This is a genomic window from Rhizobium sp. A22-96 (assembly GCF_053521805.1).
Window position 1 is genome coordinate 274,366 of the sequence record NZ_JBNWDQ010000004.1, and the last position, 25,671, is coordinate 300,036.

A 25,671-nucleotide genomic window follows, 5' to 3' on the forward strand; every position below is an offset into this window, starting at 1 on the left:
TTAGGCCGAAGGCTGGCCCGAGATCCACGTTCCGGTGACTTCGATGCCGTCGTTGATGTGAACGAGGTCGGCGCGGGTTCCGGGTGTCAGGTGACCACGATCCGTCAGGCGCAGGAAGCGGGCGGGATAGGAGGTCGCCATGCGCAGGGCTTCCGCCAGCGGCAGTTCGAGGACATTGACGCCGTAGCGGATCGTCGAGGCCATATCGACGTCGGAGCCGGCGAGCGTGCCGTCGTCCAGCGTCAGCTTCGAGCAATAGCCGCCTTTGGTGCGGTAGACGGTACGGCCGTTCAGCGTGAAGCTCGGAAGATCCGTGCCGACAAGCGACATTGCATCCGTGACGAAGAACAGCCGGCCTTCGCCGCGCTTGGCACGCAGCCCGACGCGCAGCGCGATCGGGTCGACATGGTGGCCGTCGGCAATGATGCCGCACCAGGGGGCAGGGTGGTCTATGGCCGCGCCGACGAGGCCAGGCGCACGATGGCCCATCTGGCTCATGGCGTTGAAAAGATGGGTGACGCCGCGGGCGCCGGCGTCGAAACGGGCATCCGCTGCTTCCGCTGTGCAATCGCTATGGCCAATGCTGACAATGACGCCGCCTTCGGCGAGCGCCTGTACCTGCCGCTCCGTCACCTGCTCGGCCGCCATGGTGACCAGCAGCGTGCCGATCGCCTCACGGGCGCGGATAAAGGTTCTGACGTCGCTGTCCTCGACCGGGCGCATCAGCTCGGCCAGATGCGCGCCCTTGCGGGCCGGGGCCAGATGCGGGCCTTCCAGATGCAGGCCGGCGACGCCGCGATTGGCCTTTACCGCCTCGATTGCCGCCTCTATGGCTGCCGTTGTCGCGGCCGCGACATCGGTGATCAGCGTCGGCAGCAGCGAAGTCGTGCCGTAGGGACGATGTCCATCGGCGATCAGATACATGGATTCGGGCGAGGGCTCGTCGTTCAGCATGCGGCCGCCGCCGCCGTTCACCTGCGCATCGATGAAACCGGGCGACAGGACACCACCCTTCAACTGGATCGTTGCGGCATTGTCAGGCACATCATTGACACTGGTGATGGCATGGATGCGACCGTTGCCGATCACCAGCGCGCTGTCCTCGTGAAACCGGTCGCCGTCGAAGATGCGGGCGCCGGTAAAGACCTTGTAGTCCATCACATGGTCTCCGTTACCTTGAGAAGGTTAGCCGGCTTGTCCGGGTTGAAGCCCTTGCGGCGCGTCACCGACTCGATGAGGCGGTAGTAGCACAACAGCGATACGAGTGGATCGAGCAGGCCGTTGCCGGTGCTGGGCATGCGCAGGTTGATGCCGGCAAGCGGCGCGGTCGAGAAGGAGACGGCGGTCGCGCCGAGCTTCTGCAGGCGCTCGAGCGCCTGCGCATTATTGGCGAAGGCAGCGTCGTCGGGCGAGAAGGCGACGATCGGGAAGCCCGGCTGCACGAGGCGCATCGGGCCATGCATCAACTCCGCCAGCGAAAAGGCTTCCGCATGCAGGCCGGCGGTTTCCTTGGCTTTCAGCGCGGCTTCGAGCGCGATGGCGAAAGCCGGGCCGCGGCCGCCGGTATAGAGCGAGGACGCATTGAAGAGCACGTCTTCGGCGGCCTTGCCATCGATGCCCGAGGTTGCGGCGAGCGCTTCCGGCAGCCTGCCGAGGCCGTCGGCGAGCGCCTTGTCCTGCGAGATCGTTGCCGTGACGCCGGCAAGAGCTGCGGCAGAGGCGATGAAGGATTTCGTGGCGGCGACACTCTGTTCCTTGCCGGCGTTGAGGCCGAGCACGATGTCGGCCTCGTTGGCAAGCGGGCTATCGGTGACGTTGACGACGGCGATGGTGGTGGCGCCGCCCTTCTTGGCAGCAGCCTGCAGTGCGATGATGTCGGGGCTGCCGCCAGATTGCGATACTGTGAAGTGGATGCCGCCCTTCAGGTGAAGCGGCGCGCCATAGACCGAGGCGATCGACGGGCCGACGGAGGCGACCGGGATGCCGCAGGAGATTTCGAACAGATATTTGAAGAAGGTGGCGGCATGGTCGGAAGAGCCGCGCGCCGCCGTGGTGATCAGCGACGGACGGCCCGAGGAGAAGAGCTTCGCGATTTCGGCGAAAGCAGTTTTTTCCTTTTCAAGCAGCGTCGCAACCACCTCGGGCGATTGGCCGGCTTCCGTCAGCATCAGGGACTGGGTCTCGCTCATAGGTCATCTCCAATTCTCAATTCAGCAACAAAATCATAGGCATCGCCGCGATAATGCGAGCGGGTATATTCAACGACGCGCTGGTCCGCGAGGCGGGAGACGCGCTCGATCAGGAGCGCAGGCGCCCCGGCCTTGACGGTCAGGATCGATGCGGAAGTGGGGTCCAGTGTCACGGCCGTCAGCCTCTGCTGCGCGCGCACGGGCTTGTACCCCCGGGCGGCGAGCGCATCGTAGAGGGAGCCTTCGGATATGGCGTCTTCGCCCAGGAATTTGATGGGAACCACGGCGCGCTCGATGGCAAGCGGCTGGCCATCGGCCAGGCGCAGGCGGTCGAGCCGTAGCACGGGTTCGTCGAGGCCGAGACCAAGCAGGAAGGATTCTTCCGGCGCCGGCGCGCTGATGGTGCGCGACAAGACGCGGGCCGCCGGCTCGCGACCGCGCGAGCGCATATCGGCGGAGAAGGAGGAGAGGCGCCAGAGCGGCTGTTCGATGCGCTCGACATGCTGTGAGACGAAGGTGCCGCTGCCGTGGCGGGATTCGATGACGCCGGAGGCGAGCAGGTCGCGGTAGGCGGTGCGTACCGTGACGCGGCCGATTTCCAGTGCCCCGGCGAGATCGCGCTCGCCCGGCAGAGCCGTGCCCGGTTTCAGCAGGCCTTCCTGGATAAGGCCCGTCAACGCCTGTGCCAGTCGCTTGTACAGCGGCCCGCTGCCGGTCCCGTCGCTGAGACCGCGGGTGTTCAATTCAGCGATCAAACTGGTTCTATCCATGACGTCCATATAGAACCTATTTAGAACCAATTCACAAGGTGAATCTGTCCGTCGGCCTAAAAAGAATCGGCCGGGCGCTTGGGACGCCCGGCCGGATTTCAAGAAAGCGGGGCATGCCCGGCTTAGTTCTTGGTGAAAATGTAATCCGTTTCCTGCCGCAATACCTCGCCCGGGCGGAGCACGGCATTGGGGAAGCCTTCATGATTGATGGCGTCCGGCCAGACCTGCGTTTCCAGGCAGAAGCCGGCGAAGGGGCCGATCTTGCGGCCGTCATGGCCCGGAACCGGAACATTGAGCTTGAAGCCCGTATAGAACTGTACGCCGGGCTCGGTGGTGCGCACCTCCAGCGACACGCCGGAATTGACGCTGCGGGCGAGAGCGACGGAGCGCTTGGCAGTGCGCTCGGTCGACAGGCAGAAATTATGATCGTAGAGCGCCTGCTCTGATCCTTCGAAGCGCTTCATCGGCGACATCTCGCGAAAATCGAACACCGTGCCTTCGACAGAGCGAACTTCACCCGTCGGCACCTGCTTCTCATCCGTCGGGGTATAGTGATCGGCGGCGATCATGATGTCGTGGCCCAGCGCATCGTCGCGGCCGTCGAGATTGAAATAGGCGTGCTGGCAGACATTGGCGAGGGTCGGTTGGTCGGTGGTCGATTCATAAGTGATCGAAAATTCGCCATTGCCATGCACCCAATAGGTCGCCTGAATCGTGCAATTGCCGGGATAGCCAGCGCGGCCATCGGGATCGACGATCTTCAGCACGACGCGGTCGACAGCATGTTCGACGATCGTCCAGTTGCGCTTGGCGATATTGTCCTTGCCGCCGTGCAGATGCGTGACGCCCTTTTCGTTGAGTTCGAGCTGGTATTGCTTGCCGTCCAGCGTGAAACGGCCGGCGCCGATACGGTTGGCGCAGCGGCCCGGCGTGGCGCCGAAATAGGAAGAATGGGCCGGATAATCAGCGAAATCGTCGAAGCCGAGGAGAAGGGCGGGGCTGTGGCCATCAAGCCGGAGATCCTGGATGACCGCGCCCCAAGACATGATATGCGCCGTCAGCCCGCCACCGACGATCTTGACGCGATAGACGGTATCCCCATCCGCCGTCGTCCCAAAAACTTCCCGCTGCAAAGTGCTTTCCGTCATATCAGCTCATCCATTGCTCTCGAAATACGAGGCCAGACCCTGCCCCCATTCGTGCCGTTCCGCAACCGGTTCGACAGGGAAATTAGGGGCGCAGTGTTACCGATCAAGCCTCGGCCCGGCTTTATCTCGCGGGCTTCGAAGCGCTAAACTGCGCTGCAAATGTGCAGTGCGTGCGACAGGCGTGATGCATTTTGCTTCGGCGCTTCGTGCGAGTGCCGCCAGTTGCGGCTCTTGGCTCTGAACACAGATGTCTGCCGGCTGCTTTGACCCGGCAGTTCTTTAGCGAGCCGGGGCCAGTAGCCTGGTGATCTGGGGTCGGACGATTGCACTGAACAGTTCGGGGTCGCCGAAAGCCCGTACGGAGAGCATCGCCCCATGTACCGATGCCATTAGCATTTGCGCCTCTTCTTCCGGTCTCTTGTCGAGCTGGAACAGGCCCTGCTCTGTGCCATTCTTCAGAACTGAAGTCAGCCATCCCGCCAGACTATGGAAATGGGCGCGGACGCGTGACGCGACCTCTTCCGGCAGCATCTGCATCTCGCCAGCAAGCATGGCGCAGACGCAGAAGGGCAGCGAGGCATCGCGAATGCATGTTTGCCAGAAATTCAGATAGGCCTGCAATTGTTCGGCCGGGCTTGGGAACTGCTCGCGAAGAGAATTCAAACCCACGTCCACTTGCTGCCTGTAGCGGTCAACCAATACCGCGACCAGCTCGGCCTTTGTCGGAAAGTGATGGTGGATGCTCGCCTTCCGGATGCCGATCGCAGCCGAGATATCGGCATAGCTGAAGCCGTTGTAACCTCCCGCGACGATGAGAGATTGCGCGGTGTCGAGAATCTTTCCGGAAGTCGAAGTCATTGATTTCATGCTGCTGCCTACCTTCTGGTAGGTAATTTGTCAAGATTGCCTTGGTGTCTCGGCTTCTCACAAAGAGGTGTTCGGCTGGTGAGTTGACAGGCAAGTTTAGCCTTCCTACTAGTTGGTAGATTTCAACTTGGAACCTGCCAATGCAAAACCAGTCCTCAAGCCAGTCCAACTGGCTGCGATCCTATTATTTCGTGCGTGCCATATTCTCGATCGCCTGGATTGCCGCCGCCATTCTCTTTGGCGGGCAATCTCATCTCATTGCTTTCCTTCTCGTGATCTACCCGGCATGGGACGCCTTCGCCAATCTGGTCGACGCGCGGGTCAATGGCGGCCTCAAGGCCAACCCGTCCCAGGCATTGAATGTCGTGGTCAGCACGATAACCACGCTTGCGGTGATCGTGGCAGTCACCAACAGCACTTATGCGGTTCTGGCCGTGTTCGGGATCTGGGCGATCCTGTCGGGCCTCCTGCAGCTTTACACGGCGGTCAGGCGCTGGCGTCACTTTGGCGCGCAATGGGTAATGATCCTGAGCGGCGCGCAATCGGCCCTTGCCGGCGGGTTCATGATCAGCCGATCCGTTGGCGCTGCCGCGCCGACGATTCTGGATATCGCCCCCTATGTCGGGTTCGGCGCATTCTATTTCCTGCTTTCGGCAATCTGGCTCGTCGTCGCGGCCTATCGCAAAGCTCACGCATAGAGTTTGCCCCGTCTGGCGGCGGCAAGGTGAGAGTCCATTTGCCGTCGCCGAAAGGGCGGGGAGCGCTTGCGCCTAGCGCGAAAGCTCCCGCGTCGCCTTCTCCAGCCCGCCGAGCGTCAGCGGGTACATGCGGTCTGCCATGAGACGGCGGATGAGGGAGATGGAAGTGGTGTAGCCCCAGTAGTTTTCGGGAACGGGGTTGAGCCAGACGCATTTGCGGAAATGGCCTGATATCCGACTGAGCCAGACGCTGCCGGCCTCCTTGTTCCAATGCTCGACCGAGCCGCCCGGCTGGTTGATTTCATAGGGGCTCATCGAGGCGTCGCCGACGAAGACGACGCGGTAATCTGGTCCGAAGGTGCGGATCAGGTCGGTCGTCGAGGTGATATCGACGCGCCGGCGGCGATTGTCCTTCCACACGCCCTCGTAGGGGCAATTGTGGAAGTAGAAATAGTCCATGTGCCGGAACTCAGAGCGGGCGGCGGAAAACAGTTCCTCCACCCCGCGGATATGGTCGTCCATCGAGCCGCCGACATCGAAGAACATCAAAAGCTTGACGGCGTTGCGCCGCTCCGGCCGTGTCTGGACGTCTAGATAGCCGTGTTCGGCGGTGGAGCGAATGGTGCCGGAGAGATCCAGCTCGTCGGCCGCGCCCTCGCGCACCCAACGGCGCAGGCGCTTCAGCGCCACCTTGATGTTGCGGGTGCCAAGCTCGACGCCGTCGTCGAGATTCTGGAAGTCGCGGCGATCCCAGACTTTGACCGCGCGGCGGTGGCGCGAGGTTTCCTGGCCGATGCGCACGCCTTCCGGATTATAGCCGTATGCGCCGAAGGGAGAGGTGCCCGCCGTGCCGATCCATTTCGAGCCGCCCTGGTGCCGACCCTGCTGTTCGGCCAGCCGCCGCCGCAACGTTTCCATCAGTCTGTCGAAGCCGCCGAGCGCCTCGATCTGTTTCCGCTCTTCTTCGGTGAGATGCTTTTCCGCCAGCTTGCGCAGCCATTCGTCGGGAATGGCGGCCGCCTCGACCGCATCGGCACTACCGCCGATCGCCTCGACGCCATGGAAATAATCGGCGAAGACCTGGTCGAAGCGATCGATGAAGCGCTCGTCCTTAATCAGCGTCGTGCGCGCCAGATAGTAGAAGGCCTCGACATCATAGTCGGCAATCCCCTCTTCCATTCCTTCAAGCAGCGACAGGAATTCCCGGAGCGTGACCGGCACCTTCGCTTCCTTCAGCTTCAGGAAGAAGGGAATGAACAAGCCTCAGGTCCTTTCCTGGCCGATCTCCTCCAGATCATACGGCGTGGTCTGGTAGATCTCGTTGATCCAGTTGCCGAAGAACAGATGCGCATGGCTGCGCCACCGGTTCTGCGGGGGGATTTCCGGGTCGTTGTGCGGGAAATAGTTGTGCGGCATCTTGATCGGCACGCCCGCATTTACGTCGCGGAAATATTCGTCCGCGAGCGAAGTGGAATCATACTCCACGTGATTGAACATGTAGAGCCGGTTGCAGGCCTGTTCGTGCACGAGACAGATCCCCATTTCGCTCGATTCCATCAGGATCTGCAGGCTCGGCACCTTTTCGATGTCGTTGCGGCGCACTTCCGTCCAGCGCGAGACCGGAATGGCGAAATCGTCGGAAAAGCCGTTGAGGTAGACGGAGGACGGCGCGAGGTTCTGGTGGCGATAGACGCCGAAGGCCTTTTCATTCAGCGTATGCTTCGGCACGCCATGGAAATGATAGGCGGCGGCCATCGCGCCCCAGCAGACGTTCATCGTCGAATGGACATTGGTTGCCGTCCAGTCGAAGATCTGCCGCATCTCGTCCCAGTAGGTGACCTCTTCGTATTCCAGCAGCTCGATCGGCGCGCCAGTGATGATGAAGCCGTCGAACTTGCGATGCTTCACCTCTTCCCAGGTCTGGTAGAAGGAAAACAGGTGTTCCTCGGAGGTGCTCTTGGCCTTGTGGCCGCCGACGCGGACCAGCGAAAACTCCGTCTGCAGCGGCGATGCGCCGACGAGGCGCGCCATCTGTATCTCGGTCTTGATCTTGTTCGGCATGAGGTTGAGAAGCCCGATTTGAAGGGGGCGGATATCCTGCCGGATCGCCACCGTTTCGGTCATCACCCGCACGCCCTCGTTCTGGAGGGTTTCAAATGCGGGCAGCGTATCGGGAATCTTGATGGGCATCGTTTCACTCGATCAAATGCAAAAAACCGGCCGCAATATGAATCGCTACCGGTCCGCACGCGGCCCTTTAGCGACTTATTTAACGTGGCTGCAAGCCGGCCGGCCAAATCACCACAGCCAAATTCCATAAACCTGCCGTGGCGGCGGGTCAATGGGCAAGCTTTGAGGCAGGCTGGCGGCCGTGATCTGATGTCGTTTGCGGTTTACAGATGTTCAAGAAGGGCTTGTGGGTAATTCTGTGCGTAGGCCACCTCGCCCTTCGAGGCCTTGGCGTTTGCGCTGACGCTTTAACGCCAAGGCACCTCAGGGTGAGGGCGGGTGATATGGTCACTTCATTTTCGCTTGGGAGAGAAGAGACTGCTACTTCCCCTGCCCCCGTGCCATGAAAGCCAGTCGTTCAAAAAGATGAACATCCTGCTCATTCTTCAGCAATGCGCCATGCAGCTTCGGCAGCACGCTTTTCGCATCGACACGCAGGGTGGCGGGGTCGACATCGTCGGCGACCAGCAGGCGGATCCAATCGAGGGCTTCCGAGGTCGATGGCTTTTTCTTCAGGCCCGGCACGTCGCGAATTTCGAAGAATTGCGTCAGCGCCGCCTGGACCAGCGCCTGCTTGATGCCGGGATAGTGAACTTCGACGATGCGGGTGAGCGTTTCCATGTCGGGGAAGCGGATATAGTGGAAGAAGCAGCGGCGCAGGAAGGCGTCCGGCAGTTCCTTCTCGTTGTTCGAGGTGATGATGACGATCGGCCGGATTGCGGCCTGGATCGTCTCGCCTGTCTCGTAGACATGGAACTCCATGCGGTCGAGTTCCTGCAGCAGGTCGTTCGGGAATTCAATATCGGCCTTGTCGATCTCGTCGATCAGCAGCACGCATTTTTTCGGCGAGGTAAAGGCCTGCCAGAGCTTGCCCCGGCGGATGTAATTGCCGACATCGTGAACTCTAACGTCGCCCAACTGGCTGTCGCGCAGGCGCGAAACGGCATCGTATTCGTAAAGGCCCTGTTGCGCCTTGGTCGTCGATTTGACGTTCCATTCGAGGAGGTCGAGACCGAGGGCCCCCGCCACCTGCCGCGCCAGTTCGGTCTTGCCTGTGCCGGGCTCGCCCTTTACCAGAAGCGGCCGCTCCAGCCGGATGGCGGCATTGACCGCGACCATCAAATCCTTGTCGGCGATATAGTCTGCTGTTCCCTGGAATTGCATCGGAAGGCTTTCTCAATCTTTCGAATGCAAGCTAATTGCTGACCTTATTCGGTTCAAGGCGTGAAACCGTGTATATAGCAACGTGATCGCACCGATCTATTGCTAGGATGGACATGAGGGCGGGTCATGGTTAACTGACGGTACGTGCGTCGCAGGGAAGTGCTGATGGCAGTTGAAGCGCAAGCCAAGCCGAATATCCAGGGGAACGAGCAGGTCGGATACGATTTGAGCCTCTTCTTTCGGCTGAGGATGATGTTCTCCGCGTTCTGGAATTCACCGGTGCGCTTCAAGATCATTTCCCTGACCGTGGCGCTGTTCGCAATCATCATGATCACCGCCTACGTCCAGGTGCTGCTCAACAGCTGGAACGCACCTTTTTACGATTCGCTGGCAAGGCGCGATATCTCCGCCTTCTTCCATCAACTCGGCGTTTTCGGCATCATCGCCGGCTCGCTTCTGATCCTCAATGTCATCCAGGCCTGGCTCAACCAGATGACCGCGCTCTACATGCGCGAAGGTCTGGCACGAGATCTGGTGAACCAATGGCTGCAGGCCAAACGCGCGCTTCGTCTGGCCTCCGCCGGGCTGATCGGCGTCAACCCCGACCAGCGATTGCATGAGGATGCCCGCAATCTCGCCGAAAGCTCGACGGGCCTCGCCATCGGGCTGGTGCAGGCGACGATCCTGCTGTTGAGCTTCATCGGGGTGCTCTGGGAGCTTTCCAGCGGCATGGTCTTCCATTTCAAGGGCGCGAGCTTCTCCATCCCCGGCTACATGGTCTGGGCGGCGATCCTTTACGCTGGTTCGGCATCCTTCCTCAGCCAGTTCGTCGGCCGCCGGCTGGTGCGGCTGAACGCCGATCGCTATTCCAAGGAAGCCGAGCTGCGTTTCGCGCTCATGCATGCCAACGAACACATGCCGGCAATCGCCATTGCCGGCGGCGAGGAAAACGAACGCAAGAGGATCAACCTCGATATTTCCGCCGTGCTTGCGGTCATCCGCCAGCTGGCGATCGCCAATACCAATCTTACCTGGGTTTCCGCCGGCTATGGCTGGCTGGTGCTGATCATCCCGATCCTGGTGGCGGCGCCCGCATATTTTTCCGGCGGGCTGACCTTCGGCCAGCTCATGGTGGCCGTGGGCGCCTTCAATCAGGTGAATTCAGCGCTGCGCTGGTATGTCGCCAATTTCGGCCCGATCGCCGAATGGCGGGCAACGCTGATGCGTGTCACCGATTTCCGCCAGGCCCTGACGGAAATGGACGACAAGACGCCGATGCCGCACACTCTCGTCTTCGATAATGCCGCACCGGGTACGATGGTGTGGACCGATATGGAGATTTCGACCAAGACCAGCGATGAGGCGACCGAGAACGGTTTCCAAATTGCCGAGGGAACGGTGACGATCAATGCCGGTGAGCACATCATGATCAACGGCGATCACGGCGTGAACCGCCGGCTGCTGTTCGAGGTGCTGGCGCATCAATGGTATAGCGGTTCCGGCACGGTCAGCCTGCCGCCGGCGGAAGACATGCTGTTCGTACCGCACACACCCTATGTGCCCGGCGGCACGCTCAGGGAGGCGATCTGCTTTCCGGAAGATCGGGATGCCTATGACGAGGCTGCTGTCGAGGCCGCCATGGAGAAGGTCGGGCTTACGCGTCTCAAGGGCCGCATCGATACGCAGGCCCGCTGGGACCGGCTGCTTGATACCGAAGAGCAGAAAGCTATCGGCTTTGCGCATCTGCTTCTGGCGAAGCCAAAATGGGTTATCCTCGACGATGTCCTCGAAGGGCTGGAGTCCGAGGTTCAGGCGATGCTCTGCGGATTGCTGGCGGAAATGACCGACGTCACCGTGATCTATGTCGGCCGCAACGAGGCCTATATGCACGCGATGTCACCGCGGGTGCTGCATCTGCAGGCCCTGGCCCCGCACGAGCATAGCATCGAGACGGATACGCCTCCAGCGCCCGCTGCGGCGGAAGAGCAGGATCAGAAAAAAGCCAATACGCCGTAGCGCGGTCAAACCGACGCTGTTTTATCTGTCCAGAACGCAAAACGCCCCGTCGTTTGACGAGGCGTTTTTAGTGCAATCGAGCTGAAGCGCTCAATCCTTGGCGCGTTCGACGTAGGAAACGTCTTCCGTCGCGATGACGACGCGGGTGCCGGCGTTGATGTGCGGCGGCACCAGGGTGCGCACGCCATTCGACAAGATCGCAGGCTTGTAGGAAGAGGAAGCAGTCTGACCCTTGACGACCGGTTCCGTCTCGGTGATCTCGAGCGTGACGTGACGCGGCAGCTGGAGGGCCAGCGCAATGCCTTCATGGATCGACAGGACGCAGGTCATGCCTTCCTGCAGGAAGGCCTTCTGGTCGCCCATGGTTTCGACATCGACGACGACCTGGTCGTAGGTGGCCGGGTTCATGAAGTGGAAGCCTTCGCCATCTTCATAGAGGTACTGGAAGTTCACGTCTTCGACGAAGGCGCGCTCGACCTGTTCGGTGGTGCGCCAACGCTCGGAGACCTTCACGCCGTCGACGATGCGGCGCATGTCGACCTGGGTGACCGGAGTGCCCTTGCCCGGATGAAAGTTCTGAGCGGTGAGAACGACGTAGAGCTTGCCGTCGACGTCGAGAACGTTGCCCTTGCGGACCGAAGAGGCGATGACCTTGACCATAAGACTTCCTTGTAACGCTGCGTTTTGCGTCGTAGAGGGACTGTCGAAATGCTCTCCGAGACGCAGCAATTGTTTGCTTGGGGGCGCAACTACCCTAAATCAATGGAAATTGCCACCCCCAACGCGGCTTGAGCCCCGAAGAAAGCTAGGAATGAAGCCAACGACGAGCAAAGCGTCCCCCTGGTGGACCCGCAATGTCCATGCGGACCGGCGGCCGTTCCTTCTCGGTCGCAATGCGATCCAGGCGGCGTTGCGCATCTTCTTTGCGCGTAACGACTTCATCGAGGTCGACACGGCGACGCTGCAGGTGTCGCCGGGCAACGAGGCGCATCTGCATGCTTTCGAGACCGAGGCCCTGACGACGGACGGCAAGGCATCGCCTCTCTACCTTCACACCTCGCCCGAGTTTGCCTGCAAGAAGCTGCTGGCCGCCGGCGAGGAGCGTATCGCCTGCTTTGCCCATGTCTATCGCAATCGCGAGCGCGGGCCGCTGCACCATCCGGAATTTACCATGCTGGAATGGTATCGCGCCGGAGAAAGCTACGAGGCGCTGATGGCCGATTGTTCCGCGGTGCTGGCGCTGGCGGCGGAGACGGTCGGGGCGAAGAAGCTCACCTATCGCGGCGCCGAGACCGATCCGTTCCTCACGCCGGAGCGCATAAGCGTCGCAGCCGCTTTCGAGCGCTATGCTGGCATCGATCTCTTTGCCTCGATCGGCCTCGACGGCTCCACAGACCGCGAGCGTCTGGTGGCCGACATGCGGCGCAATGGCATGCGGGTCGCCGAGGATGATCTGTGGCAGGATCTCTTCAGCCGGGTTCTGGTCGAGAAGATCGAGCCAAATCTCGGCTTCGGTCGCGCGACGATCCTTGATGAATATCCCGTTTCCGAGGCGGCCCTTGCCCGGCCTTCGGCTGGGGACCACCGCGTTGCCGAACGTTTCGAGCTCTATGCCTGCGGCGTCGAGCTTGCCAATGCCTTCGGCGAGCTGACAAATGCCGGCGAGCAGCGTCGGCGGTTCGAGATCGAGATGTCGGAAAAATTGCGCGTCTACGGCGAGACCTATCCGCTGGACGAGGATTTTCTGGAGGCGCTCTCCGTCATGCCCGAGGCAAGCGGCATTGCACTCGGTTTTGACCGGCTTGTGATGCTGGCAACCGGGGCCTCGCGCATAGAACAGGTGCTCTGGGCGCCGGTCGCGGAGTACGGAGCATGAATTCGATGCGTCCGATCAGGACTATCAGCGAGCTTGAGCGCGCCGGATTGATCGACGCCGACAAAGCGTTGTCGCTGGAAGCGGTGGCGGAGCGCTATGCGGTTGCGCTGACGCCGACGGTCGTGCGGTTGATCGACTCGGCCGATCCTGCCGATCCGATCGCCCGGCAGTTCGTGCCCGATGCGGCCGAATTGCTTGTCACGCCCGAAGAGCGCGCCGATCCGATCGGCGATCATGCGCATAGTCCCGTCGAAGGCATCGTCCATCGCTATCCGGACCGCGTGCTGCTGAAGGCCGTGCATGTTTGCCCGGTCTATTGTCGCTTCTGCTTTCGCCGCGAGATGGTCGGACCGCAGGGCCTTGGGACTCTCGATGGCGTGGCGCTGGACGGCGCCTTTGCCTATATCCGCGATCACAGCGAGATCTGGGAAGTCATTTTGACCGGCGGCGATCCGCTGGTTCTATCGCCGCGCCGGCTGGAAGAAATCCTGCGGCAGCTCGCCGATATCGACCATGTGAAGATCGTCCGCTTCCATACGCGCGTTCCCGTCGTCGATCCCTCGAGGGTCGATGCGGCCCTGATCGCGGCGCTGAAGGCCAGCGGCAAGACCATTTATGTGGCGCTGCATGCCAATCATCCCCGGGAGCTGACGGAGGAGGCGCGTGCCGCCTGCGCCCGGCTGGTCGATGCGGGGATCGTGCTCGTCAGCCAGTCGGTGCTGCTCAAGGGCGTCAACGATGATCCGGATGTGCTGGCGGCGCTGATGAAAGCTTTCGTCGAGACGCGGGTGAAGCCCTATTATCTGCATCATCCTGATCTTGCGCCCGGCACCAGCCATTTCCGCCTGACGATTGCCGAGGGGCAGGCGATCGTCGCCGCATTGCGCGGTCGGATCTCCGGCCTTTGCCAGCCCACCTACATCCTCGATATTCCCGGCGGCTACGGCAAGGCGGATATTGGCCGGAGCTCGGTTCGTGAGCTAGGCGAAGGCTGCTATTCGATATCGGACTATCGCGGCGACGATCACATATATCCGCCAGAAGCCTAAATTCGATTTTTCTGCTTTTACTTTTACTGACGCTCTGATTGTTATGCGTTTTCTCGAATAAAACGTAGTGGCGAGTTTGGCACGTTAACCTTATTGCCGCAGCCGCCTTTCCCAAAAATCATCAGGGCAAAATATTAGTAATAATTAATATTACTGCATAAACGGCAATTTAAATGCCTTACATTCGGTAAATTTCAATTAGGCTGATGTTGAATATAGGAATTTCCCACTAAGTATAAGTCCCATGTATTTACCACGTCGGTTAGTGGAGTGTTCTATTTTCCCTGTTACTTCTTGGCGAATAATAAGACTGCGTAACTACGGTTATGCTTGCCATTGCGAGAAGGGACTAGACTATGAACAAGACGATTCGCGATTTGCTGGCCAAGTTCGGTGCGCTCCCCGTTACTATCGATCAGATTGAAGACAATGCCGATCTTTATGCGGCGGGATTGTCCTCCTTCGCTTCCGTTCAGCTGATGCTCGGCATCGAAGAGGCGTTCGACATCGAGTTTCCCGATAATCTCCTCAACCGCAAATCATTCGCCAGCATCGCTGCGATCGAAAAGACCGTCAGCATGATCCTGGACAATCGAAAGGTCGCATGATGAGCGCGGCCGTCGCTTTGCACGAGGTTGGGACAAGTGATGCGCTGGCGGTGCGAGCCGCGCGCGTCGCCGCGATCGCCGGCCAGCACGCCGATGCCGTCGACACCGAGGGCCGGTTCCCCCGCGAAGCCGCTGACGCCATGCGCGCCGAGAGGCTGCTGTCTATCCAGATCCCCGCCGCCCTTGGTGGCGAGGGCGCTTCGATCACCGAAATCGCCGAGCTTTGCTCGATCCTTGGCCAGGCCTGTGCGGCCAGCGCCATGGTCTTCGCCATGCATCACATCAAGCTTTCGAGCCTGGTCGAGCATGGTGCCGACAGCGATTGGCATCGCGAGTTCATGCGCCGCATCGCCAGGGAACAGCTGCTGCTGGCCTCTGCCACGACCGAAGGCGGTATTGGCGGCAATCTGCGCAACAGCATCTGCGCCATCAGGGTCGAAGGCGATACCTGCTTCCTGGAAAAGGACGCAACGGTCATCTCCTACGGCGCTCATGCCGATGCCATCCTGATCACCTCGCGCAGCCATGCCGAGGCCGCTTCTTCCGATCAGGTGCTGACGGTTTTCTTGAAAGATCAGTATTCGATCGAACGCACCGTCGAGTGGAATACGCTTGGCATGCGCGGCACCTGCTCCGACGGCTTCCTGTTCAAGGGCGAGGCGCCGGCCGTGCAGATCCTGCCGAAGCCATTTGCCGAAATCGCGGCGCAGTCCATGTTGGCAAGCTCGCATCTGCTCTGGAGCGGCGTTTGGTACGGAATTGCCGCCGATGCCGTTGCCCGCGCGCAGGCATTCGTGCGTGCCGCCGCCCGCAAATCCCCCGGGGCACCGCCGCCCGGCGCGCTGCGTCTCGCAGAGACGTCAAGCATGCTGCAGATGGTCAAATCCAATGTGGTTGCCGGGCTCAAGGTCTATGAAGAGGCCAAGCAGGATGCCGACAGGCTCTCGTCGATGGCCTTCGCCGTCGCGATGAACAACGTCAAGATCGCATCGTCGGAGATGATCCTGCCGATCATCAACCACGCCATGCTGATCTGCGGCATCATGGGCTACAAGAACGGTACGCCTTACAGCCTCGGCCGCCATCTGCGCGATGCGCACTCGGCGCAATTGATGATCTCGAATGATCGCATTCTCGGCAATACGTCGACCATGCTGCTCGTCCACAAACAAGATACCAGCCTGTTGGGGTAATCGTCATGGATATGCAAACCTCGTTTCTCGACCGCCTTTTCGAATCCGGTCTTCTGATCGACACCGGCGTTGATGGTCTCTATGGCCGTAGTGGCCAGTTCGAAGACGTTATTTCCGCCTTCGAGCGGCTGATCGACAAGTTCGGCGGCGCCGATGGCGCCGAAGCCATCCGCTTTCCGCCCGGCATGAACCGCGTCTTCTTCGAGAAGAGCGGCTACATGAAGAGCTTCCCGCAGCTCGCCGGCACCGTGCACAGCTTCTGCGGTCACGAGCTCGACCATATGAGCCTGTTGAAGTGCATGGAAGTCGGCGACGACTGGACGAAGGATCAGCAGGCGACCGATATCGTGCTGACCCCGGCTGCCTGCTATCCGCTTTACCCGACGGTCGCCAAGCGCGGCGCCATTTCGGAAAGCGGCGCACTGTTCGATCTGCAGTCCTACTGCTTCCGTCACGAGCCCTCGAAGGACCCGGCTCGCCAGCAGCTCTTCCGCATGCGCGAATATGTCTGCATGGGCACCGAAAAGCATGTGACGGATTTCCGCCAGAGCTGGATGGACCGCGGCGTCGAGATGATGAAGGCCGTTGGCCTCGAGGTGAATATCGACACCGCCAACGATCCCTTCTTCGGCCGTGCCGGCAAGATGCTCGCCAACAATCAGCGCGACCAGAACCTGAAGTTCGAGCTGCTGATCCCGATCACCTCGACCGCCAACCCGACGGCGTGCATGAGCTTCAACTATCACCAGGACGCCTTCGGGACGAAATGGGGGCTGAACTTCGCTGACGGCACCGTCGCCCATACGGCCTGCGTCGGCTTCGGCCTGGAGCGCATTGCACTGGCGCTGTTCCACCACCACGGTCTCGACGTCAAGGAATGGCCCGAGAGCGTGCGCAAGGCGCTGTGGGGCTGATCGCTTCCATGGCCGCCGTCTTTCAGGGGCTGGAACCCGCCGCCTACAAGCCACATGCGTTGCACGACAGCGAGCGCATGTGGCCCGAGACCAATTGCTACATCGATCTCTGGATCGAGGTGCTTTCAACCTTGAACCTGCCGCCGGAAGCCATGCTCGGCTTCACGATGGGCCAGGATTTCGAGGGCGATCAATTCACCTTCTTCAAGGTGCCGCTCGAAGATCTGGAAGCGCTCTACGGCATCCGCTGCACCGAACTTGCGATCTACGACAAGGTACAGAACCACGTCGCTGAGCAAATCGGCCGTGGCCGGCTCTGCCTGGTGGAGATGGACTCTTTCTTCATGCCGGATACCCAGGGCGTCGGCTATCGCCGCGAGCACGGCAAGACGACGGTGGCGATCAACCATCTGGATATGGAAGGCCGCACGCTCGACTATTTCCACAATGGCGGCTTCTTCCAGCTGTCGGGTGAGGATTTCGACGGGCTGTTCCAGCTGCATCTGACGGATGAGGATCTGCCGTTTCTGCCTTATACGGAATTTGCCAAGTTGCCTCAGAAGGCGCCGGGCGAAGCCGCGATCCGCGAGACGTCACGGCAGCTACTGCCCCTGCATTTCCGCCGTCGCCCGCAGGCCAATCCGATCCGCGCCTTTGCCGAGGTCTTCCCGGCTCAGGTCGAGGCGGTGGCCGAGCGGCCTTTCGGCTTCTTCCATAAATATGCCTTCAACACGCTGCGTCAGCTCGGCGCCAATTTCGAGCTTGCGGGCAGCCACCTCGACTGGCTGACGGCGGATTTCTCCGATGCGGCCGCCGAAGCGCGACGGATATCGGAAGCTGCAAAGTCGGTGCAGTTTCAGCTTGCCCGCGCCATTACGCGCAAGAAATTCGAGCCGTTGCGGACAGCGCTTGATCCGGCCGCCGATGCATGGGATGCCATGATGGGGCTGCTTGAACGGAAGCTCTGATCGGCTTCCGTTCGATGCGAGACGGCTCGGCAATTTCGGCTTAGGTTTGGGGCGGGGAAATCCTCCGGAAAGATGTCATGGACGGGCGCTTGGCAAGTATCGGCGGCGAAATGCGGCTGAGCGAGGGATGGAATCTGGTGCTGACCGATGCGGGCACCTGCGTCTCGCCTTCCGACGTGCCGCTTTCGGCCGGCCTGATCCCGGCGCCGGTGCCGGGCACCGTGGCGGAAGCGCTGGAAAAAGCCGGGCTGTTTGACCGCACGAAACCACACCCGCTCAATGACCGGGATGCCTGGTACATCTGCCGTCTGATCGATGCGGATGCCGGCGATGCCGTGTTGCGGCTGGAGGGATTGGCGACGCTCTGCGAGGTCTTCCTCAACGGTCAGAAAATCCTCGTCTCCGAAAGCATGTTCGAAGCCCATGACGTCGCCGTCACTCTGCTTGGCGGTGACGAGCTGGCACTGTGTTTCCGCGCCCTGGAGCCGAGGCTTTCGGAACCAGGCCCACGCGCCCGCTGGCGGCCACAGATGATCACGCCTCAGGGCCTGCGGCTGGTGCGCACGACGCTGCTCGGCCATATGCCCGGCTGGTGCCCGGAGGTTCACGCCGTCGGTCCTTGGCGGCCGGTTTCGCTTTTGCGTTCTGGCACGCCTGCTGTCCGCGATCTCTCGCTGCGGCCGGATTTGCTCGATGATGGTGAAGGCCGGCTCTATGCATCGCTTTCGATCGAGGGCGACGTAAGCGAGATCGTCCTGCGCTGCGGCGATATCGAGCAGACTTTCGAGCGGGATAGTCCTGGCCGCTATAATGCGATCCTGAAAATCCCCGGCGTGGAGCCTTGGTGGCCGCATACGCATGGCACGCCAAGCCTCCACGACGTCGTGCTTGTGATCGATGGCATTGACTATCCCCTTGGCCAGACCGGCTTTCGGCGTCTGTCTGTCGATCGCGGCGCCGATGGGCAGGATTTCGCTGTTGTCGTCAACGGCGAGCGGATTTTCTGCCGTGGCGCGGTCTGGACATCAGCCGATATTGCGCGCCTGCCCGGCGGCCGTGAGGATTACGACCCCTGGCTACGGCTGGCGGCTGCGGCCGGCATGAACATGATCCGCATCGGCGGCACGATGGCTTATGAGACGCCGGATTTCTTCCGCCTTTGCGACGAGCTTGGCCTGCTGGTCTGGCAGGATTTCATGTTCGCCAACTTCGATTACCCGAAGACCGACAAGGTCCTCAACGCCCATGTCGAGGCGGAAGTCTCGCAATTTCTGGGCCGTACGCGCCTGTCACCCTCACTTGCCGTCCTTTGCGGCGGCAGCGAGATGCAGCAGCAGGCGGCGATGATGGGCCTGCCCGAACAGTTCTGGAAGAGCCCTGTTGTCGAGGAGATCATCCCGCCGCTGGTGCAATCGCTTCGGCCCGATGTGCCCTATGTCGTCAACTCGCCTTCCGGCGGCGCCATGCCGTTTTCGCCAAATGCCGGCGTGACGCATTATTACGGTGTCGGCGCCTATATGCGGCCGCTTGCCGATGCGCGCCGTGCGGATGTTCGTTTCTCCGCCGAAAGTCTGGCTTTCGCGCATGTTCCGCAGGCGCGCACGCTCGGCCGGCATTTGCCGGTTCCGGCCGTTCATAGCCCGCTATGGAAGGAGCGCGTTCCGCGCGATCGCGGCGCATCCTGGGATTTCGACGATGTGCGCGATCATTATCTTCAGGAACTCTATGGTTTCGAGCCGAGCCGGCTGCGGCGAGAGGATCCCGATCTCTATCTAAGCCTTTCTCGCGCCGTGACCGGCGAAGTCGCCGAGGAGACTTATGCCGAATGGCGGCGGCAAGGCTCCGGTTGCAACGGGGCGCTTGTCTGGACGCTGCAGGATCTGCTGCCCGGCGCCGGTTGGGGCGTGATCGATTCCACCGGTGAGCCCAAGCCGATCTGGTATGCGCTGCGCCGCACCTTCCGGCCGGTGCAGGTGCTGCTCACCGACGAGGGCACCAACGGCCTCGACGTGCATGTAATCAACGAGACCGGAACTGCGCTCGAACTGACGGTTCAGGTTTCTTGCCTGCGCGATGGCCGGCAGATTGTCGTCGGTGGCGGCCGTGATCTGGTGGTCGAAGCGCGCGGCAAGCAAAAGATTGCCTGCACGGATCTTTTCGGCGCCTTCTTCGATACGACCTATGCCTTCCGCTTCGGCCCGCCGTCGCACGATGTCACGGTAGCGCAGCTGACGGCATCCGATACGGGTGCGCTGATCGCCGAGGCCTTTTATTTCCCACTTGGCCGAACCAAGGCGTTTCATGATGCCGAGATCATGGCATCGGCGGTCCAGCAAGGTGAGAATTGGTTCCTCGATCTCAGCAGCGATCGGCTGGCACAATCGGTGCAGATCGAATTCGAAGCCTACCGCGCAGAGGATGACTGGTTTCATCTACCGCCGAGCAGCAGCCGGCGGCTTCGCCTATATCGCCGGGCTGGAGTGCCCGTTGATGCCATTCCGATGGGGCAAATTCGCACGATCAGTAGCCGGCGAATCGTTGAGGTGTGAGTGAGTTGCGGCGAATGCGGGGGTCTATCTCGCCCGCCAGGGGCGAGAAAGCAATTTCAGTGGTTTAGGAATTGCGAGACGGGATGTGCTTCACCTTCAAAAGGCCGGCGCAATTACTAAGCCATTAAAATTGCAAGAGCGGAGGTCTGCTTCTTGCGCTGATATGACGGAAGTTGATTGCGTCCCTGCCTACCCCCGCTCTTGTAAAAACTAAGAATTAGACGAGGGACGAGCCCTCGCCTAATCCTAAGTTTTTACTTTCACGCCCGCCAGGGGCGAGATAACCTCGAACTCGCCGTCCGCTTCCGTTACAAGGTCGCGCCATCCGGCCCGAACAGATGGCAGCGGTCCGGATCGATGCGGATGTTGACCGTCTCTCCGGCGCGGATAGCCTGCTGATCTTCCAATGCGACTGTCAGCGTCTGGCCACCATGCAGGGTGGCGTAGAGGATCGTCTGGCCGCCCAGATGTTCGACAAGATCGACATGAGCACTGCCGAGAGCCACACCGCGATCCCCGACATTCAGATGTTCGGGGCGGGCGCCGAGCGTTACGGCTTCTCCGGGCTGGATGCCGCCCAGCCGACGCGGCAGGCGGACCGTCTGGCCGTGGAGGTCGATGACGGCGGAGCCATCGTCGGATGCGGCGACCTTGGCGTTGAGGAAGTTCATTTTCGGCGAGCCGATGAAGCCGGCGACAAACTTGTTCTCCGGCTTGTTGTAGAGGTCGAGCGGTGCCCCCACCTGCTCGATCTTGCCGCCGTTGAGCACGACGATCTTGTCGGCCATGGTCATGGCCTCGGTCTGGTCGTGGGTGACGTAGATCATGGTGTTGCCGAGACGCTGGTGCAGGCGGGCGATCTCGACGCGCATCTGCACGCGCAGTTCGGCGTCGAGGTTCGACAGCGGCTCGTCGAAGAGGAAGATATTCGGCTCGCGGACGATGGCGCGGCCGATGGCAACACGCTGGCGCTGGCCGCCGGAGAGCTGCTTAGGCTTGCGCTGCAGCAGTTGCGTGATCTGCAGGACCTCGGCCGCCTTTTCGACGCGCGGCTGGATCTCGTGCTTCTTCATGCCGGCGGTTTCGAGGCCGAAGGCGAGGTTCTTATAGACGCTCATATGCGGATAGAGCGCATAGGACTGGAACACCATGGCGATGCCGCGCTTGGAGGCGGGAACATCATTCATGCGGCTACCGTCGAGATAGAGGCCGCCGCCCGAAATCGGCTCGAGACCGGCGATCATGCGCAGCAGCGTTGACTTGCCACAGCCGGACGGGCCGACGAAAACGGTGAATTCCCCCGGTTCGATCTCAAGATCGATGCCGTGGACGACCTGGAGTTCGCCGTAGCGCTTGATAACCTTCTGCAGCGAGACGCTTGTCGCCATGGGTGCTTGCTCCTTGTTCGTCCTGATGGCTACCGAGGCAATGTTCATGCCGGCCTCCAGCTCTTGTATTTTGCGCTTTCCGGCCCGACAGGGAAGCGGACTTCGGTGCGCGTTTCCGATGATTCATAAAATGCCGTGACCAGTTCCAGCGCCTGCCGGGCGTCGGCGGTCGTTACCGGCAGCGGCCCACCGGAAACCAGCGCTTCATGGAACAGCCGCATCTGCGTGTTGAAGCGGATCGGGACCGGCGTCCAGTCGGAGAGCAGCGCATCGATCTTCGCGCCGATCTCCTCATTGGCGGGGATGATCTTCCACGGGTCCTGGCCGGGGCTGTAGGGCTCGTGGTTGCTTTCCAGCAAGACGTTTTCGAATACGAGACGCAGGCGGCTGATCTGATCGTGCGAGCCCAGCGTGGCGCTGATGGTGGCGAGCGCGCCGTTCTCCATCAACAGGCTGGCGCTGGCGCAATCTTCCACCTCGATATCGTTGACCCGGGTGGCGACGCGGCCGAACAGGCCTGCGATTGGACCCATCAGGTAGGTCAGCATGTCGTGCAGATGGATGGAGTGCGTCATCAGCACGCCGCCAAGCTCGGTATTCCACTTGCCGCGCCAGGGGACGGCATAATAGTCGGCGCCGCGCACCCAATGCGTCTCGGAGGTCGCAACATAGGCCTTGCCGGCGATGCCGGCGTCGATGATGCGCTTGGCCTTCTGGATGCCGTCGCCGTAGCGATACTGGAAGATCGGCATCAGCCGGCCCTTTGACGTCTTCTCGGCTGCAATGACTGCATCGACATCGGCGAGCGAACCCACAAGCGGCTTCTCGCAAACCACATGCTTTCCGGCTGCAAGCGCCTGCATGATGAGCTGGAAATGCGAGCCGGGCGGCGTGCAGATGTCGATGATGTCGATATTGGGCATATCAAGGATTTCAGAGAAATCCTTGACGCGCTTTGCTATGCCGAATTCGTCGCCGACCGCATTCAGGCGTTCTTCGTTGAGATCGCAGAGCACGGCAACTTCGAAGCGATCGGCATGCGGCAGATAGCCTTCCATGATGTGGGAGCGGCCGATGCCGAGGCCGATGATCGCGACTTTCTTGATGTCGGACATGACGCAATTACCTCTGGATGTTCTTGAGCGATGTTGCTTCGGCGAGCGCCTGCGCCTTCAGCGCCAGCTCCATGGCCTTGAAGCAATGGTTCTGGCCCATCGCCGTTTCGGTGCGGTCTCTTATGTCGGCGGCAAGCTGGCGACCGTAGGGCAGGTCGAGGCCGGTGCAATCGATATGCTGCATGCCCTTGCGGTCGGTAAGGAAGAGGTGATCGGTGCCGGGGCGGCCGGCGACGTCGATATATTTGCGCAGCTCGATCGTGCCCTCGGTGCCGACGATGAACAGGCGGCCGTCGCCCCAGGTGGGAAGACCATCCGGCGTGAACCAGTCGACGCGGACATAGCCCGTCACGTCAGGCGTGCGCAGGTGGAAATCGCCATAGTCCTGCAGGCCGGGTGTTTCCGGATTGGCGCGGTTGGAAACGGTGGCCGACAGCACTTCGGCTTCCAGCGAATCTGCGAAGAACAGGAACTGCTCGCATTGATGCGAGGCGATGTCGGTGATGATGCCGCCGTAGCGCTTGCGGTCGAAGAACCAGTCCGGCCGGGTTGGCTTGCGCAGCCGGTGCGGCCCAAGGCCCGTCGTGTGGATGACCTTGCCGATGGCACCGGCTTGGACCAGCTCGCCGGCCTTGACGGTCGATGCCGTCTCGAAATGCTCGGAATAGAGAATGGAGATGATGCGCTTGGTCTCGGCCTGCACTTTTCGCACGTCCGCGAGCTGGTCCAGCGTCACCATACCGGGCTTGTCGAGCATCACGTCCTTGCCGTGGCGCATGGCCTCGATGGCAAGGCCGCCGCGTTCGCTGGAAATGGCGGCGCTGACGATGAGAGCGATCGAGCGATCCTCAAGGATTTCCCTTTTGTCGGCAATGCGTTTCGCCTGCGGGAAGCGCTCTGCGAAGACGGCCGCAAGGTCATCCTCGATAGCGTGGAAGGCGACCAGCTCTGCGCCGGCACGCAGCATGACGTTGACCTGGCCGTAGATGTGGTCGTGATTGAGGCCGATGGCGGCAAAGCGCAGCGCGCTCATGCGACATTCCTTTCAATGGGTTTCTCAAGATGCGGCCCCAAGCCTTGGGTGTTCGGGACCGCGCGGTTCGTATCAGCGTTTGAGGCCTGCCGTGGCGATGCCGTCGATCAGCAGCCTCTGGAAGAACAGGAAGATCAGGAAGACCGGGATCAGCGACAGGCTCGACATGGCGAACAGGCTGCTCCAGTCGGAACTTCCTGTGGAGTCCACGAAGGAGCGCAGGCCGAGCTGCACGGTGTAGGTGTTGATATCCGAGAGGTAGATCAGCGGCCCGAAGAAGTCGTCCCAGGTCCAGATGAAGGAGAAGATGGCGGCCGTCGCCAGCACCGGCAGCGATAAGGGCAGCATGATGCGCCAGTAGATGCGCCAGGGGCTGCAGCCGTCCATCATGGCGGCTTCATCCAGCTCACGTGGGATGCCGCGGAAGAACTGCACCATCAGGAAGATGAAGAAAGCATCGACCGCAAGGAATTTCGGCACGACCAGCGGCAGCATGGTCTTCACCCAGCCGAGCTTGAGGAAGAGGATATATTGCGGGATCAGCGTGACGTGATAGGGCAGCATCAGCGTGCCCAACATCAGCGCGAACCAGAAATTCTTGCCCCAGAAGTTTAGCCGCGAGAAGGCATAGGCCGCCAGCGAGCAGGAAATGACATTGCCCAGGACCGACAGCACTGCAATGACGGCCGAATTCCAGACGAAGGTGCCGAAGGTGACCTGACCGCCGAACCAACCGCGGGCATAGGCGCTGAAGTCGAAATGAGACGGGATCAGCGATGCTGTGCCGAAGATCTCGTTCTGGTCCTTGATCGAACCGGAGAGCATCCACAGCAGCGGATAGAGCATCACGATCGATGCGGCGATGAGAGCGGTGTGGACGAGGACGGAGACGAACCAGGGGCGCTCGCGCGGCGGGTTCATATCCTCGGCAAAATGGGCGAGCTTCGCGTCAGTCATCGTAGTGAACCCAATAACGAGCGGAGAGGAAAGAGAAGGCGGTGAAGATCGCAATGATGATCACGAGAACCCAGGCGAGTGCGGCGGCATAGCCCATGCGGAAGTAGCCGAAGGCTTCCTGATAGAGATAGAGCGTATAGAACAGCGTCGAATCGATCGGGCCGCCGGTGCCGGATGAAATGACATAGGCCGGCGTGAAGGCCTTGAAAGCGTCGATGGTCTGGACCACCGCATTGAAGAAGATCACCGGCGTCAAAAGCGGCAGGGTGATCTTGAAGAAGATCCGCACCTTGGATGCGCCGTCGAGACTGGCGGCCTCGTAGAGATCGGTCGGAACCTGCCGAAGACCGGCCAGGAAGATGATCATCGGTGAACCGAATTGCCAGATGGCGAGGATGACGAGCGTATAGAGCGAATAGTCCGGATTGGAGATCCAGCTCGGTCCGTTGATGCCGAAGAGATACCAGAGCAGCGTGTTGACGATGCCGTCGGCATCGAAGATCTGCCGCCAGAGCACGGCGATGGCGACGCTGGAGCCAAGCAACGACGGCAGGTAGAAGATGGCGCGATAGACCGGCAGGCCCTTGATGCCGCGGTTGAGCAGCAGTGCCACCGCAAGAGCGAAGGCAAGCTTCAGCGGCACGGAGCAGACGACGTAGAACAGCGTCACCTTCAATGACGACAGGAATTTGTCGTCCGCCGTGGCGATGCGCACATAATTGTCCAACCCTACCAGGTTCGGCGACTGCAACAGATTGTAGTCGGTGAAGGAGAGGTAGAGCGACGCGATCGCCGGTCCGAGGGTCAGCCCGAAAAAGCCGATGAACCACGGCAGGAGAAAGAGATAGCCCGGCGCATTGCGAGAAAAGGCGCTCGGCGCCTTGTAGATGGTTTCCACGCGCACCGGCGCGGACGCGCTGACGGCCAAGCCGCCGGCAAC

At 61.0% G+C, this 25,671-nt stretch carries 23 protein-coding genes and 1 riboswitch; of the genes, 9 read left to right on the forward strand and 14 right to left on the reverse strand.

Annotation, left to right across the window (positions count from 1 at the left end):
• From nagA to ACQZ6F_RS19620, 5 genes are all read right to left on the reverse strand, one after another.
• Nucleotides 1-1,158 (reverse strand): N-acetylglucosamine-6-phosphate deacetylase, encoded by a 1,158-nt coding sequence (gene nagA / locus ACQZ6F_RS19600; protein ID WP_449093944.1) that lies wholly within the window; start codon nt 1,156-1,158, stop codon nt 1-3.
• A complete protein-coding gene (locus ACQZ6F_RS19605) occupies nt 1,158-2,189 on the reverse strand; it encodes an SIS domain-containing protein (protein ID WP_449093943.1) in 1,032 nt (343 codons plus the stop codon). Before ACQZ6F_RS19605 ends, nagA begins: the two co-directional genes overlap by 1 nt.
• A complete protein-coding gene (locus tag ACQZ6F_RS19610) occupies nt 2,186-2,959 on the reverse strand; it encodes a GntR family transcriptional regulator (RefSeq protein ID WP_449093942.1) in 774 nt (257 codons plus the stop codon). Before ACQZ6F_RS19610 ends, ACQZ6F_RS19605 begins: the two co-directional genes overlap by 4 nt.
• Before the next feature lie 122 nt (nt 2,960-3,081).
• Entirely contained in the window at nt 3,082-4,107 is a 1,026-nt protein-coding gene (locus ACQZ6F_RS19615) for an aldose epimerase family protein (protein ID WP_077470844.1), read from the reverse strand.
• Between the two features lie 279 nt (nt 4,108-4,386).
• Nucleotides 4,387-4,974 (reverse strand): TetR/AcrR family transcriptional regulator, encoded by a 588-nt coding sequence (locus ACQZ6F_RS19620; protein WP_449093941.1) that lies wholly within the window; start codon nt 4,972-4,974, stop codon nt 4,387-4,389.
• A 140-nt stretch (nt 4,975-5,114) separates the two neighbouring features.
• Between ACQZ6F_RS19620 and ACQZ6F_RS19625 the strand changes: the two genes are divergently transcribed.
• Nucleotides 5,115-5,672: a DUF308 domain-containing protein gene (locus ACQZ6F_RS19625; protein WP_449093940.1), complete on the forward strand. Its 558-nt coding sequence runs from the start codon at nt 5,115-5,117 to the stop codon at nt 5,670-5,672.
• Nucleotides 5,673-5,744: 72 nt separating this feature from the next.
• Here ACQZ6F_RS19625 and ACQZ6F_RS19630 read toward each other — a convergent pair whose 3' ends face one another.
• From ACQZ6F_RS19630 to ACQZ6F_RS19640, 3 genes are all read right to left on the reverse strand, one after another.
• The gene (locus ACQZ6F_RS19630; protein WP_449093939.1) at nt 5,745-6,932 is read right to left on the reverse strand and encodes a vWA domain-containing protein; all 1,188 of its coding nucleotides are present in this window, start codon (nt 6,930-6,932) and stop codon (nt 5,745-5,747) included.
• A 3-nt stretch (nt 6,933-6,935) separates the two neighbouring features.
• Nucleotides 6,936-7,862 carry a homoserine O-acetyltransferase MetA gene (gene metA, locus ACQZ6F_RS19635; protein WP_449093938.1) on the reverse strand — a complete coding sequence of 309 codons (927 nt, stop codon included), beginning with the start codon at nt 7,860-7,862 and terminating at the stop codon, nt 6,936-6,938.
• Between the two features lie 47 nt (nt 7,863-7,909).
• Nucleotides 7,910-7,987, reverse strand: a riboswitch (SAM riboswitch).
• A 235-nt stretch (nt 7,988-8,222) separates the two neighbouring features.
• Nucleotides 8,223-9,065: an AAA family ATPase gene (locus ACQZ6F_RS19640; protein ID WP_449093937.1), complete on the reverse strand. Its 843-nt coding sequence runs from the start codon at nt 9,063-9,065 to the stop codon at nt 8,223-8,225.
• 165 nt (nt 9,066-9,230) lie between these two features.
• Between ACQZ6F_RS19640 and ACQZ6F_RS19645 the strand changes: the two genes are divergently transcribed.
• Nucleotides 9,231-11,081, forward strand: a complete 1,851-nt coding sequence (locus ACQZ6F_RS19645; RefSeq protein WP_077470838.1) for an ABC transporter ATP-binding protein/permease — start codon at nt 9,231-9,233, stop codon at nt 11,079-11,081.
• A 90-nt stretch (nt 11,082-11,171) separates the two neighbouring features.
• On the opposite strand, the gene efp is transcribed toward ACQZ6F_RS19645, so the two are convergent.
• Nucleotides 11,172-11,741, reverse strand: coding sequence for an elongation factor P (gene efp / locus ACQZ6F_RS19650; protein WP_068389941.1), 570 nt, complete (start codon nt 11,739-11,741; stop codon nt 11,172-11,174).
• A 151-nt stretch (nt 11,742-11,892) separates the two neighbouring features.
• On the opposite strand from efp, the gene epmA reads away from it, so the two are divergent.
• The 7 genes from epmA (at nt 11,893) to ACQZ6F_RS19685 (ending at nt 20,238) form a co-directional block, all read left to right on the forward strand.
• Nucleotides 11,893-12,957, forward strand: coding sequence for an EF-P lysine aminoacylase EpmA (gene epmA / locus ACQZ6F_RS19655; RefSeq protein ID WP_449093936.1), 1,065 nt, complete (start codon nt 11,893-11,895; stop codon nt 12,955-12,957).
• Nucleotides 12,954-14,006: a lysine-2,3-aminomutase-like protein gene (locus tag ACQZ6F_RS19660; RefSeq protein ID WP_449093935.1), complete on the forward strand. Its 1,053-nt coding sequence runs from the start codon at nt 12,954-12,956 to the stop codon at nt 14,004-14,006. Before epmA ends, ACQZ6F_RS19660 begins: the two co-directional genes overlap by 4 nt.
• A gap of 356 nt (nt 14,007-14,362) precedes the next feature.
• Nucleotides 14,363-14,614, forward strand: a complete 252-nt coding sequence (locus tag ACQZ6F_RS19665) for an acyl carrier protein (RefSeq protein WP_068389950.1) — start codon at nt 14,363-14,365, stop codon at nt 14,612-14,614.
• Entirely contained in the window at nt 14,614-15,807 is a 1,194-nt protein-coding gene (locus ACQZ6F_RS19670; RefSeq protein WP_449094117.1) for an acyl-CoA dehydrogenase family protein, read from the forward strand. Before ACQZ6F_RS19665 ends, ACQZ6F_RS19670 begins: the two co-directional genes overlap by 1 nt.
• 5 nt (nt 15,808-15,812) lie before the next feature.
• The gene (locus tag ACQZ6F_RS19675; RefSeq protein WP_449093934.1) at nt 15,813-16,721 is read left to right on the forward strand and encodes an amino acid--[acyl-carrier-protein] ligase; all 909 of its coding nucleotides are present in this window, start codon (nt 15,813-15,815) and stop codon (nt 16,719-16,721) included.
• A gap of 8 nt (nt 16,722-16,729) precedes the next feature.
• Entirely contained in the window at nt 16,730-17,689 is a 960-nt protein-coding gene (locus ACQZ6F_RS19680) for a DUF1839 family protein (protein ID WP_449094116.1), read from the forward strand.
• A 77-nt stretch (nt 17,690-17,766) separates the two neighbouring features.
• Entirely contained in the window at nt 17,767-20,238 is a 2,472-nt protein-coding gene (locus ACQZ6F_RS19685) for a glycoside hydrolase family 2 protein (RefSeq protein WP_449093933.1), read from the forward strand.
• 308 nt (nt 20,239-20,546) lie between these two features.
• On the opposite strand, the gene ACQZ6F_RS19690 is transcribed toward ACQZ6F_RS19685, so the two are convergent.
• The 5 genes from ACQZ6F_RS19690 to ACQZ6F_RS19710 form a co-directional block, all read right to left on the reverse strand.
• Nucleotides 20,547-21,626: an ABC transporter ATP-binding protein gene (locus ACQZ6F_RS19690; RefSeq protein WP_449094115.1), complete on the reverse strand. Its 1,080-nt coding sequence runs from the start codon at nt 21,624-21,626 to the stop codon at nt 20,547-20,549.
• 44 nt (nt 21,627-21,670) lie between these two features.
• The gene (locus ACQZ6F_RS19695; protein WP_449093932.1) at nt 21,671-22,741 is read right to left on the reverse strand and encodes a Gfo/Idh/MocA family protein; all 1,071 of its coding nucleotides are present in this window, start codon (nt 22,739-22,741) and stop codon (nt 21,671-21,673) included.
• A 7-nt stretch (nt 22,742-22,748) separates the two neighbouring features.
• Nucleotides 22,749-23,774, reverse strand: a complete 1,026-nt coding sequence (locus tag ACQZ6F_RS19700) for a Gfo/Idh/MocA family protein (protein WP_449093931.1) — start codon at nt 23,772-23,774, stop codon at nt 22,749-22,751.
• A 72-nt stretch (nt 23,775-23,846) separates the two neighbouring features.
• Nucleotides 23,847-24,731, reverse strand: a complete 885-nt coding sequence (locus tag ACQZ6F_RS19705; protein ID WP_449093930.1) for a carbohydrate ABC transporter permease — start codon at nt 24,729-24,731, stop codon at nt 23,847-23,849.
• Nucleotides 24,724-25,635 (reverse strand): carbohydrate ABC transporter permease, encoded by a 912-nt coding sequence (locus ACQZ6F_RS19710; protein WP_449094114.1) that lies wholly within the window; start codon nt 25,633-25,635, stop codon nt 24,724-24,726. Before ACQZ6F_RS19710 ends, ACQZ6F_RS19705 begins: the two co-directional genes overlap by 8 nt.
• Between the last annotated feature and the right edge of the window lie 36 nt (nt 25,636-25,671).